Genomic DNA, 11,666 nt, shown 5'->3' on the forward strand with positions numbered 1-11,666 from the left:
CGGGTGGCACGGTTGGCCGTCCGGCGCGGGGTTTTTCCCGCCAACCAAATCCAGGGAGGCCCCGAACCCATGCCCCCGTCCAGGTGGACGGGACACTGAAGTCAGTAAGAACACACAGAATGAACATCCATACCATCACGAGCCAGGTCGGCTCGAACCCGATCACCTTCGAGACGGGTAAGATCGCCAAACTCGCCGACGGCGCCGTCGTCGTCACCTCCGGTGAAACCGTGGTCCTGGTGACCGCCGTTTCCCAAACCAAGGTCAAGTCGGGCCAGACCTGGTTCCCGCTGTCCGTCGAGTACAAGGAAAAAGCCTCCGCCGCCGGCCAGTTCCCGGGTGGCTACTTCAAGCGCGAAGGCCGCCCGACCGAAAAGGAAATCCTGACCTCGCGGATGACCGACCGCCCGCTGCGCCCGCTTTTCCCGAAGGGCTACCTCTATGACACCCAGATCGTCGCGCTGCTGCTCGCCGCCGACCAGATCAACGACTCCGACATTCTCTCGATGAACGGCGCGTCCGCCGCGCTCGCGATTTCCGACATCCCATGGGCCGGCCCGATCGGTGCCGTCCGCGTCGGCCGCGTCGATGGCGAATTCGTCATCAACCCAACCTTCGACGAGCGTGAGGAAAGCGACCTCGACCTCGTTTACGTCGGCAACAAGAACGACGTCATCATGATCGAAGGCGCCGCCAACGAGCTCCCGGAAGAAGAGTTCGTGAAGGCCCTCCATTTCGCCCAGGCCGCCGTGCAGAAGCTCGTCGAAGCCCAGGAGGAACTGGTGAAGCTCGCCGGCAAGGAGAAGCGCGAATACACCGTGACCGTCGCCAAGGACGAGCTTCTTGAAGTCGGCTACGCCGTCGCCGGCGACCGCATCGAGGACGCCATCTACGCCGCCTCCAAGGTCGAGCGTGGCAAGAAGGTCGGCGCGCTGCGCGACGAGGTGGAAGCCGCCATCATGGAGAAATTCCCGGAGACCACCGAGTTCGAGATCGAGCAGGTGTTCGAGTACATCCAGAAGAAGGCCTTCCGCCTCTCCATCATGGAGAAGGGCGTGCGTGCCGACGGTCGCCAGATCGGCGACCTTCGGCCCCTTTTCGCCGAAGCCAACTCGCTGCCACGCGTTCACGGCTCCGCCATTTTCGCCCGCGGCGAAACGCAGGCCATGGGCATCTGCACGCTGGCTCCGGCCGACGAGAAGCAGTTCTTCGACAACTACGCCGGTGGCGAGGACAGCAAGCGCTTTATCCTCCACTACAACTTCCCTCCGTTCTCGGTGGGTGAAACCGGCCGCATGGGTGGCCTGAACCGCCGTGAGATCGGCCACGGCGCCCTCGCCGAGCGCTCGATCGCCCCGGTCATCCCGGACGAAGACGTATTCCCCTACGCGATGCGCGTTTCCTCCGAGGTCATGGAGTCAAACGGCTCCACCTCGATGGCGACCGTCTGCGCCGGCACCATGTCGCTGCTCTGCGCCGGGGTGCCGCTCAAGGCCCCGGTCGGCGGCATTTCCTGCGGCTTGGTGACCGAGTGGAACGAGGACGGCACGCTCAAGGAGCACAAGGTGCTGCTCGACATCATCGGTTCCGAGGACTTCTACGGCGACATGGACTTCAAGCTCTGCGGCACCGATGCCGGTGTCACGGGCTACCAGCTCGACCTCAAGCTGCCCGGCCTGCCGCTGAGCATCCTCGAGGAAGCCGTGAAGCTCGCCAAGGAAGGCCGCACCAAGGTCATCGCCAAGATGAACGAGGCCGTGGCCGGTCCGCAGGACCTCAGCCCGCACGCGCCGCGCATCGTGTCGGTGAAAATCCCGGCCGACCGCATCGGCGAACTCATCGGGCCCGGCGGCAAGAACATCAAGGGCATCCAGGCCGAGTCCGGGGCCGACATCAACATCGAGGATGACGGCACCGTGCACATCTACGCCTCCAAGGAGGAAGGCCTGCAGCGCGCCAAGGAACTCATCGACCGCATCTTCGCGGAAATCGAGGTGGGCAAGGTGTACACCGGCCCGGTCGTTTCGGTGACGAACTTCGGCGCGTTCATGGAAGTGCTTCCCGGCAAGGACGGCCTCGTCCACGTCTCCGAGCTGGCCGAAGGCCGCACCGAGAAGGTGGAAGACGTCGTCAAGAAGGGCGAGATGATCACCGCCAAGTGCATCGGCGTCGATGAGAAGGGCCGCGTGAAGATGAGCCGCCGCGCCTATCTCCGCGATCAGAAGGCCGAACAAGCCGAACAGCCGGCCGAAGCCTGACCGTTCGAGATCGATTGATTCAAAAAGCCGTCGCTCCGCAAGGGGTGGCGGCTTTTCCTTGGAAACGGACCGGGAAGCTCCAGCCTCGCCCGCCGAGTATGCGTGAAGCTGCCGAGGGTGTCCTTCCGGGCCCGTGCGGCTGGTCCTACTTTTCCACCCGCTCGAACTCGGTCGTGGCGCTGAGGTAGTAGATTCCACCGAGAGTGCCGAGGACGACGACGAGCATGAGCAGGGTGATCAGCATGCCGAGGCAGGACTTCATGCGCGGAGCGTCGGGGCTGCGGACGGAAGTTTCAATCCCGGAACCCACGGCACCGGCGGAAGCGCTCGGGTTCCATCCGCAGGCCGGATTCAGAACCAAAGATCAACTGCGTGGCTGGCCGCGGGATCGGCACGGAGTCGGTCGGCCTGGTCGTGGATGGCGGACTTTTCTTCGTCGGAGATGCGCTGGAGGTTGCGCAGCTGCATGCTCATGCGCGGGTTGCCCTCGAGCTGGGGCTGGTTGCGGAGGAGAAAGTCCCAGTAGAGTGTGGTGAAAGGGCAGGCCTGGTCGCCGGTGCGCTTGGCGGGATCGAAGGGGCAGCCCTTGCAGTAGTTGCTCATGCGCTGGATGTATTTGCCGGAGGCGCAGTAGGGCTTGGAAGCCATCACACCCCCATCGGCGAACTGCGACATGCCGAGGGTGTTCGGCAGCTCGACCCATTCGATGGCATCGACGTAAACGGCCAAATACCACTCGTGGACGGCCTTTGGTTTCACGCCTAACAGCAAGGCGTAGAGGCCGGTGACCATGAGGCGCTGGATGTGGTGGGCGTGGCCGAACTCGAGCGTCTGGCCGACGACCTGCGACAGGCAGCGCATCGGAGTACGGCCGGTCCAGTAGAAGTCGGGCAGCGGCTGGTCGGCGCCGAGCGCGTTGCGCTCGAGGTAGTCGGGCATGTGGAGCCAGTAGATGCCGCGGACGTACTCGCGCCAGCCGAGGATCTGGCGGATGAAGCCCTCGGTGGCGGCCAGCGGCGCCTTGCCCTCGCGCCAGGCGCTTTCCGCGGCCTTGATGACCTCGCGCGGGTGGAGGAGCTTGAGATTGAGGCTGGAGGAAATGAGTGAGTGGTAGAGGTGCGGTCGGTCGGCCCACATGGCGTCCTGGAAGTCGCCGAAGTTCGGCAGGAAGTCGTCGATGAACGAGCGCAGCCGGGCCAGCGCGGAGCGGCGGGTGACGGGCCAGTGGAAGGTGTCGAGCGAGCCGGGATGGCCGGGGAAACGGCGTTCGACGAGCTCGAGCACCTCGCGGGTGATCTCGTCGGGCTCGTGGCGGGTGGGTTCGGGAATCTCGCCGGGGCCGTCCTTGCCGAAGGACTTGCGGTTTTCCCGGTCGTAATTCCAGTCGCCGCCGGCCGGCTTGCCGTCGTCTAACAAGATGCCGTGGCGCTTGCGCATCTCGCGGTAGAAAAACTCCATGCGAAGCGATTTGCGGCCCTCGGCGTGGCGGCGGAAGTCGTCGATGGAGCAGAGGAAATGGGTGTCATCGAGGAACTCGACGGGCGTCTTGAGGCGGTTGCAGGTGCCTTCGATGGAATGCTGGACGCGGTATTCCCCGGCTTCGACGAGGACGACCTTTTCGGGTCGGTGTTTTTCGATGGCCCGCGAAAGCTCGGAGGAGAGCGAGCCGCCGTGGTCGGGGGCGTCGAGCTCGGTGTAATCCACCGTGAAACCCTGGTCGCGGAGGTGATCGCGGAAGTGCCGCATGGCGGCGAGGAAGAGGGCGATGCGCTGCTTGTGGGACCAGACGTGGGTGGACTCCTCGGCGGCTTCGGCCATCCAGATGAGATCGTGTTCGGGATCGGCCGCAGCGAGGGCGGGGCTGTCGGCATCGAGCTGATCGCCGAGGATGAGGACGAGGTTTCTCATGAGGGAAGGCGGAGTCGGATGGGGCCGCGGAGGGAGGCGGGATCGACCGGCTCGCCGCCCTGGCAGATCTCGATTTCGCCGGAGGCGGAAAGGTCGCCGGCGGCGGTGCGGACGGCGACCATGTGCGGGCGCCAGTTTTCGGGGTCGATGAGGCGGGCGGCTTCGGAGGGGCAGATGGAGGAGCCCTTTTGGCGCTGGGAGAGGAGGGTGAGGATGGCTTCGCCGGGGGTGGGCACGTTGTTTCTGATAGGCGGGGATCGGGGGGGGGCCAGCGGGGGCTTGGGGGAGATAGGGTTTGTTGAGGCGAGGGGCTCGGGCTCTGGGGATGTCTGGAGGCGGGGTGTGTGGGGTGGGGAGGCTCGTGCTCTGCGGCCGCCTGAAGGCGGGACAACGTACGGATGGTGGCGGGGTGTGTTGTGTGGGGAGGCTCGGGCTTCGTGGCTTTCTGGAGGCGGGAGGAGATACAGATGTTGGCGGCGCGGGTGGGGGCGTTTAGGCTGCGGGGGTGATCTATTTGGATGCGAATGCGACGACGCCGGTGCTGCCGGAGGTGGTGGAGGCGATGATGCCATGGCTGACGGAGCGGTTCGCGAACCCGAATGCGTCGTATCGCGCGGCCAAGGAGGCGCGGAAGGCGATCGAGACGGCGCGCGAGCAGGTGGCGGCCCTGATTTCGGCGAAGCTGGCCGAAATCGTGTTCACGAGCGGCGGGACGGAAAGCACGAACGCGGCGCTGAAGTGGCTGGCGAGGCTGGTGGGTCGGAAAACCGGCACGGTGGTGACGACGGCGATCGAGCACAGCGCGGTGTTGAGGGTGATCGAGAATTTCGCCCAGGTCGGCTACGCGACGGAGATGTGCGGCGTGGACGCGGGCGGGAGGTTGGAAATGGGGGGCTTCGAGACGGCTTGTACGAAGGCGAAGGAGGGCGGCGGCTTTTCCTCGGTGATGTGGGTGAACAACGAGACCGGCGTGATCCAGCCGCTGGCGGAGGCTTGCGAGGTGGCGAAATCACAGGGGCTGGCGTTTCACACGGATGCGATCCAGGCGGCGGGAAAGGTGAAGATCGACGTGCGCGAGGTGGCGGTGGATTTCCTGAGCCTCAGCGCGCACAAGTTCCACGGGCCGAAGGGTGTGGGCGCGCTTTTCGTGCGGGAGGGCTGTCGGTTCGAGCCGCTGTTGCGCGGCGGGGGCCAGGAAAAGGAGCGCCGCAGCGGGACGGAAAACGTCGCCGGGATCGTGGCGATGGGCAAGGCGGCGGAGCTGGCGAAGGCATGGGTCGATGAAGGCCGCGACCTGCGGGCGCTGCGCGATGATTTCGAGGCGAAGGTGGTGGAGGGCTGCGAGGGCGTGACGGTGAACGGCGACCTGATCCACCGGGTGTCGAACACCAGTCACCTGTCCTTCGACCGCTGCGAGGCGGCGGGCCTGCTGATCCTGCTGGATGAAATGGGCGTGGCTTGTTCGGCCGGGAGCGCGTGCATGACCGGCAAGCAGCAGCCGAGTCACGTGCAGAAGGCGATGGGTTTCTCCGACGCGAAGGCGCGGAGCAGCCTGCGGTTCGGATTCTCACGGCTGAACACGCGGGAGGAAGCGGCGGAAGCGGCGGCCTGCGTGGTGCGGGCGGTGGCCAAGCTGCGCCGCGTGCAGGGCGGCGGCGGGACCGGGCCGGTGGTCGTTTATTCGCCATGACCCGCGCGACGAAAGATGGAGGAAAACCCCGCGTAACGGCTCACGATGATTCAAAAAATTGCAGTAAGTTGCATGGTGGCTTCGGCCTTCGCTGCGGACGAATGGAAGCTGACGTGGAGCGATGAATTCGACGGCGACCGGCTGGATCCGGCGAAGTGGGATTATCAGGTTGGGAACGGTTTCTACAACTACGCGGCCAACCAGTGGATCCATGGCTGGGGCAACAACGAGCTTCAGTACTACACTGAGAACGAACGCAACGTGTCGGTGACGGACGGTCACCTGGTGATCCGCGCGATGAAGGAGTCGCTCCACGGCTGCGGCTACACTTCCGGCCGCCTGCGGACGGTGAAACGGGACGGGGCGCCGCTGTTCACCGCGAAATACGGCAAGTTCGAGATCCGGGCGAAGCTGCCGATCGGCCAGGGCGTGTGGCCGGCGATCTGGATGCTGCCGGAAACGGAAGGCTACGGCGGTTGGGCGGCCTCCGGCGAGATCGACATCATGGAGGCCCGCGGCCAGGAGCCGGGCAAGGTGCTGGGCACGATCCACTACGGGTCCCGCTGGCCGGCGAACCAGCACAGCGGCGGCGAGTACGTGTTCCCGGAAGGCAAGGGGATCGACGGGTGGCACATCTACGGCCTCGAGTGGGAACCGGGGGAGCTGCGCTGGTATGTGGATGGCAATCTTTTCTCGACCAGGAACTTCTGGTGGAGCTCCTCGAAGGTGGTGGATGGCAAGGGGGCGATGCCGGCGTCGGAGGACGAACTGAACGCCTGGCCGGCGCCATTTGACAGGCCTTTCCATCTGCTGCTCAACGTGGCGGTGGGAGGCCAGTTCCTGGGAAACCCGGATGCTTCCACGCCCTTCCCGGCGGAAATGCAGGTGGACTGGGTGCGGGTCTACCAGCGGGGCGATACGCCGCTGAAGCCACGCGGCGGGGGCGAGCTGCCCTACTAACGGCTGCCTGAAGGGATGCATCCGCGGGGATCGCGGTTAGGGTGGCGGCATGCCGAACGCCCTCGCCGATGAAACCTCGCCCTACCTGCTCCAGCACCAGGACAACCCGGTGAACTGGGTGCCGTGGGGCGAGGCCGCGTTTCTCCAAGCACGCGAGACGGACAAGCCGGTGTTTCTCTCGATCGGCTATTCGACCTGCCACTGGTGCCACGTGATGGAGCGCGAGAGCTTCGAGAACGAGGCGATCGCGGCCGTGATGAACGAGGGCTTCGTGTGCGTGAAGGTGGACCGCGAAGAGCGGCCGGACGTGGACGCGGCCTTCATGGCCTTCGTTCAGGCGACCACCGGCCAGGGCGGCTGGCCGATGAGCGTGTGGCTCACGCCCGACGGCGAGCCGATCGTGGGCGGGACCTATTTCCCGCCTGATGACCGGCACGGGCGGCCGGGCTTCCCGCGGCTATGCCGGGAAATCGCGCGCCTGTGGAAGGAGGACCGGGTGAAGATGAAGGAAGCGGCGGAGCGGGTGGCGGAGCACATGCAGCAGCCCACTACGGCGGATGCCGTGGTTCGCGGGCTGCCGGATGCCAAGGTGTTCGGGGACTTCATCGACCGCTGCGAGTCGATGTTCGACCCGGATTGGGGTGGCTGGGGCGGGGCCCCGAAATTCCCGCGTCCGTCGGTGCCGCGGGTGTTGCTGCAGCTTTCGGACCGCTTCGGGGCGGACAGCGACGAAGGCGGGAGCTGCCTGCAGATGGTCGAGCGGACGCTGGATCTGATGGCCGCCGGCGGGATGCACGACCAGGTCGGAGGCGGGTTTCATCGCTACTCGGTCGACCGCTACTGGCATGTGCCGCATTACGAAAAGATGCTCTACGACCAGGCGCAGCTGCTGCACTTGTATCTCGATGCCTGTCAGGCGACCGGTGAAGCCCGGTATGCGAGGGTGGCTTCGGGGATCGTCGATTACGTGCTGCGCGACCTGCGCGATCCGGCGGGCGGATTCCATGCGGCGGAAGATGCGGACAGCATCGATCCGGAGGGGGAAAAGAAGGAGGGGGCCTACTGGACGTGGACGGCCGACGACTTGCAGTCCTTGCTTTCCCCGGAGGATGCGGCGCTGGCCTGCGCGGCGTGGGGGGTGGAGCTGGAGGGAAATGCCCGCCCGGAGAGTGATCCGCACGGCGAGCTGGAAGGGCGGAACACTTTGTTTCGGGCGATGGGGGACTCGCGATTGAGGGAGACTTTCGGCGAGGATGCGGTGGCGCGGCTTGAGGAGATCCGCCAACGACTGCTGGAGGTGCGGGAAAAGCGAACCCTGCCGCATCGCGACGACAAGATCATTACGGCTTGGAACGGGTTGATGATCGGGGCGCTGGCGCGGGCCGGGCAGGTGTTGGATCGCGGAGAGGCTGGGAAGGCGGCGATGGAGGCTGCCGGGTTTTTGAAGGCGGAGCTTTTCGAGGACGGGAAGCTTTTCCGCTCGTGGCGGCAGCGGAGTTCGGGTGTGGACGCATTCCCGGCGGATTATGCGTTTCTCATCGAGGGGCTCCTGCACCTGCACGGGATCGATGATGGCGGCTGGCTGGAGTGGGCGGTGGAGCTGCAGGGGATTTTTGATCGCGAGTGCTGGAGTGAGGAACGGATCGGCTACGTGATGCGGCCCACCCTTTCCGGCAAGGAACTGATGAGTATCCGCGAGGACCACGATGGCGCGGAGCCTTCGCCGAACCACGTGGCGGCGGTGAACCTGCTGAAGCTGGAGGCGCTGACGGGGGAGGCGGGTTTCGGAAAAAAGGCGGAGGCCCTGCTGCGCGCGGGCTCGCTGGTGATCGAGAAGCACGGGTTTTACGGCCCCGTGCTGCTCGGGGCGCTGGATCTGAGGCTGAGGGGGGTGAGGAAGCTGTCGCTCGGGAGGACGGCCGATGTTTCCGCGCTGCGGATGGCCTACGAGCCGCGGGGGGTGCAGGAAAAAGTGGATGGCACCGAGGTGACGGTCTGCGAGGGCGAGAGTTGCCGCTTGTGGGATGCCGGCTGAGGCCAGCGCTCCAAAAACAAAAACGCAGACGGCGATGAGGTCGCCGTCTGCGAGGGAGAACGATGTCCGATTGGGACGCGCCGGCTGAAGCCAGCGCTCCGAAAGAGAGCGCTGCGTCAGACCAGGCCCTTGCGGATGGCCTTGGAGACGGCCTCGGTCTGGGTCCGGACGTGGAGCTTCCGGTAGACGCTGCGCAGGTGCATGTCGACGGTGTGGAGGGAGATGTCGAGCTCGTCGGCGATCTCCTTCTTGATCAGCCCGCGGACCATGGCGCGGAGGACTTCCTCCTCGCGGTTGGTGAGCGGCTCGGTTTCCTCGACCGGGCCGAGTTTGGCGAAGCCGTCGAGGATCATGCTCGCGATCGCTCCACTGAGCGGGGCCGCGCCGTGCATCACGTCGCGGATGCCGTTGACGATGTCATCCGGCTCGGCGGTCTTCAGCAGGTAGCCGGAGGCGCCGTTGCAGAGGGCGCGGTAGACGCGCTCGCGGTCGTCGAAGGCGGTGAGGATGACGATCTTCTGCTGCGGATACTTTTCCTTCACCTCGCGGAGGACCTGGAGACCGTCCTTCCCCGGCAGGCCGAGGTCGAAGATCATCAGGTCAGGCAACGGGGTGCCGAAGTTGATTTCCGAGTAGAGTTCGTTGGGATGCGTGAAGACTTTCTCACAGTCGAGATCGTCCTCCGCGGAGATGAGTCGCGTCATCTGCTTCGCAAACTGCGGGTGGTCTTCGAGAAGCCAGATGCGGATCGTGGAGTTGGAAGATTCTTCGTTCATGCGGCTGCCTTGGTCGCGATGAGGTTTGCTCTTTTCACCTCAAGACGCAAGCGCGTCCCTTGCCCGGGTGCCGATTCCACGTCGAAACGGCCTTCGAGCACCGCGGCGCGGGCCGTCAGCTTCTTCACCGCGGCCGCCTTGCCGGCCTCATCGACGGGCAGGCCGATGCCGTCATCGGTAACTTCCATGATAAGACTATCGCGATCGTCGAAGATGTTGACCCGGACGTTGTGGGCCTTGGAGTGCTTGAGGATGTTGTGGAGCGCTTCCTTGTAGAAGAGGAACAGGTGACGCTTGGCCTCGAGGGTCAGCTTGAGGGCGGTCCGGTTCGACTTGCAGGTCATTTCGAACTCCATCTCGCGAAGCAGGCGGTCGGCGGTGCTCCGCATGCGCTCGACGAAATCGCCGATGCTGTCCTGGTTGCGTTCGAGCAGCCAGACGATGTCGCGCATGGCCAGCGAGCTTTCGCGGGCGATGGTTTCCATTTCCGCGAGGTCCTCGGCGAGCGTATCCGGGTCGTGGATGCGTTCGAGGTCCTTCTTCGCCGAGCGGGCGATCAGCGAGATACTGCCGAGGTTGCTGCCGATGTCGTCGTGAAGGTCGGAGGCGATCCGGCGGCGGAGCTGGTCGATCTGCTTGCGCGAAACCAGGCGGCGGCGCTCGAAGATGGCGACCGGGATCAGGAAGGTCAGGCCGATGGCGACCGAGGCGCCCCAGGTGGCGTTGATTTCGGCTTCGGAGACGAGGTTGTTGCGCTTGGGGATGAGGGAGGCGAGCTCCTCCTCGATTCCCTGGCGTTCGTGAATCTGGCGCAGCCAGTCACCGACCGGGATGATCTCGTGGCCGTTGGCACGGCCGTCCGTCAACTCCGGGGAGGGGCTGGCGGGGTTGCCGTTGACCAGAACTTTGGGCGTGGATCCGGAGACCAGGTTGCGGCCGAGCGACCAGATCTCGATTTCCGACACCGCCATGATGTTGTCCCGGCCGAGGGTGAGCGGGAAGAGGCTGCCGGAGATGGTCACGTAGCGACCGGTTTTTCCCCGTAGCGGCAGGGTGGAGGGGCTGAAGGTCTCTCCTCCGGTGCAGGAAACGAAGCTGTCCTCCGCGGGCTCGGGGGTGTCGCTCACGGCCACCTTGATGATGCTGGGCAGGGCGGAAGTGCCGCCGATTTCCGGAAGCTCGTAGGGGAAGAGGGTGGCGCGATCGAGCGGTTCGGACTGGCCGAGATCGAACTGCCAGGTCACTACATCCGACGAATTGGCCAGCTTGATGAGTTGTCCGCGGGAGGTGTTCCAAGGGCCGGATTGCCAGATGCCGAGGGGCGATTGGCCGTCGATGGCGTATTTGGGGCTCCAGTCGAAACCGGAATTCATCGAGCCGGTGGCCGTGGCCGTGGCGGTCAGGGAAACGGGCTGGCCGCCCGAGAGCACCATCAGCTCCGAGATCATGGAAATCGAGTAGTCGCCCCGGGAGTAGCCGGTATCCACGGTGAGGCGGACGTAGCGGGCGTCGAGGTCGCGGGTGTTGACCCGCAGCGGATAGCCGTCCTGCGATTCGTTGGTGTTGGCCGGAGTCGAGTAGACTTTGCGGGCGTCCGCAAAATCGGCCGAGCGGGCGGTATCGAGGGTGAGCTTCAGCGGAAACAGGCGGCGGGTTTCACCGAAGGGAGGGAGCGCCGGGATGACGTAAATGTCGCTCAAGGGGTAGACCTCGCCCAAGTCGAGCGTGAGGGTCGGCTTGTCGCCGCCTTGCGCTTGCATGGCGCGCCATCCGAGTTCCTCCCTCACCGGCTTCGGCGAAAAAGGAGCCATGGAGCGGACTCGGTCGTTCAGGGCATCAATCCGCTGCTCGAGTTCGGTGAGCTGGGGATTGATGATGCGGGCCATCCTGCTGATCGGATTGGTGGACTGGGCCTCGCTGGCGGAGAGCGGAGGGCTCCCTAACAGCGGGGTCACACCTACCATCAGTGTGCCGGCCGTGATCAGGCTGGTTTTGTGGGACAACATGGGACTAAGGGGTCAGCGCCCATGTGCTTAACC

The 11,666-nt window shown here is 65.2% G+C and carries 8 protein-coding genes; 4 read left to right on the top strand and 4 right to left on the bottom strand.

Annotation, left to right across the window (positions count from 1 at the left end; translation table 11 throughout):
- The first annotated feature begins 119 nt into the window (after positions 1-119).
- On the top strand, positions 120-2,258 hold the full coding sequence (locus ABXH26_RS12485; protein ID WP_353567405.1) for a polyribonucleotide nucleotidyltransferase: 2,139 nt from the start codon (positions 120-122) through the stop codon (positions 2,256-2,258).
- Between the two features lie 351 nt (positions 2,259-2,609).
- Here ABXH26_RS12485 and ABXH26_RS12490 read toward each other — a convergent pair whose 3' ends face one another.
- Together ABXH26_RS12490 and ABXH26_RS12495 are read right to left on the bottom strand one after the other, a co-directional pair.
- A complete protein-coding gene (locus ABXH26_RS12490; protein WP_353567406.1) occupies positions 2,610-4,166 on the bottom strand; it encodes a cryptochrome/photolyase family protein in 1,557 nt (518 codons plus the stop codon).
- Positions 4,163-4,402 carry a DUF3253 domain-containing protein gene (locus tag ABXH26_RS12495; protein WP_353567407.1) on the bottom strand — a complete coding sequence of 80 codons (240 nt, stop codon included), beginning with the start codon at positions 4,400-4,402 and terminating at the stop codon, positions 4,163-4,165. Before ABXH26_RS12495 ends, ABXH26_RS12490 begins: the two co-directional genes overlap by 4 nt.
- Before the next feature lie 269 nt (positions 4,403-4,671).
- On the opposite strand from ABXH26_RS12495, the gene ABXH26_RS12500 reads away from it, so the two are divergent.
- The 3 genes from ABXH26_RS12500 to ABXH26_RS12510 all read left to right on the top strand — a co-directional run bounded on the left by ABXH26_RS12500 (position 4,672) and on the right by ABXH26_RS12510 (position 8,851).
- A complete protein-coding gene (locus ABXH26_RS12500; protein ID WP_353567408.1) occupies positions 4,672-5,856 on the top strand; it encodes a cysteine desulfurase family protein in 1,185 nt (394 codons plus the stop codon).
- 72 nt (positions 5,857-5,928) lie between these two features.
- Positions 5,929-6,816: a glycoside hydrolase family 16 protein gene (locus ABXH26_RS12505; RefSeq protein WP_353567409.1), complete on the top strand. Its 888-nt coding sequence runs from the start codon at positions 5,929-5,931 to the stop codon at positions 6,814-6,816.
- Between the two features lie 49 nt (positions 6,817-6,865).
- Entirely contained in the window at positions 6,866-8,851 is a 1,986-nt protein-coding gene (locus ABXH26_RS12510; RefSeq protein ID WP_353567410.1) for a thioredoxin domain-containing protein, read from the top strand.
- A 116-nt stretch (positions 8,852-8,967) separates the two neighbouring features.
- Here the strand turns inward: ABXH26_RS12510 and ABXH26_RS12515 are convergent, their stop codons facing one another.
- Complete coding sequence (locus ABXH26_RS12515; protein ID WP_353567411.1) at positions 8,968-9,627, bottom strand: response regulator; 660 nt, start codon at positions 9,625-9,627, stop codon at positions 8,968-8,970.
- Complete coding sequence (locus ABXH26_RS12520) at positions 9,624-11,633, bottom strand: sensor histidine kinase (RefSeq protein WP_353567412.1); 2,010 nt, start codon at positions 11,631-11,633, stop codon at positions 9,624-9,626. Before ABXH26_RS12520 ends, ABXH26_RS12515 begins: the two co-directional genes overlap by 4 nt.
- Between the last annotated feature and the right edge of the window lie 33 nt (positions 11,634-11,666).

This window comes from Haloferula sargassicola (genome assembly GCF_040362925.1).
Taxonomy (GTDB): domain Bacteria; phylum Verrucomicrobiota; class Verrucomicrobiia; order Verrucomicrobiales; family Akkermansiaceae; genus Haloferula; species Haloferula sargassicola.

Excerpts from the sequence above, each read along its gene's own strand:
- ABXH26_RS12510 (WP_353567410.1), top strand. The coding sequence starts at position 6,866 with ATGCCGAACGCCCTCGCCGATGAAACCTCGCCCTACCTGCTCCAGCAC.
- ABXH26_RS12515 (WP_353567411.1), bottom strand. The coding sequence starts at position 9,627 with ATGAACGAAGAATCTTCCAACTCCACGATCCGCATCTGGCTTCTCGAA.
- ABXH26_RS12490 (WP_353567406.1), bottom strand. The coding sequence starts at position 4,166 with ATGAGAAACCTCGTCCTCATCCTCGGCGATCAGCTCGATGCCGACAGC.
- ABXH26_RS12505 (WP_353567409.1), top strand. The coding sequence starts at position 5,929 with ATGGTGGCTTCGGCCTTCGCTGCGGACGAATGGAAGCTGACGTGGAGC.
- ABXH26_RS12520 (WP_353567412.1), bottom strand. The coding sequence starts at position 11,633 with ATGTTGTCCCACAAAACCAGCCTGATCACGGCCGGCACACTGATGGTA.
- ABXH26_RS12485 (WP_353567405.1), top strand. The coding sequence starts at position 120 with ATGAACATCCATACCATCACGAGCCAGGTCGGCTCGAACCCGATCACC.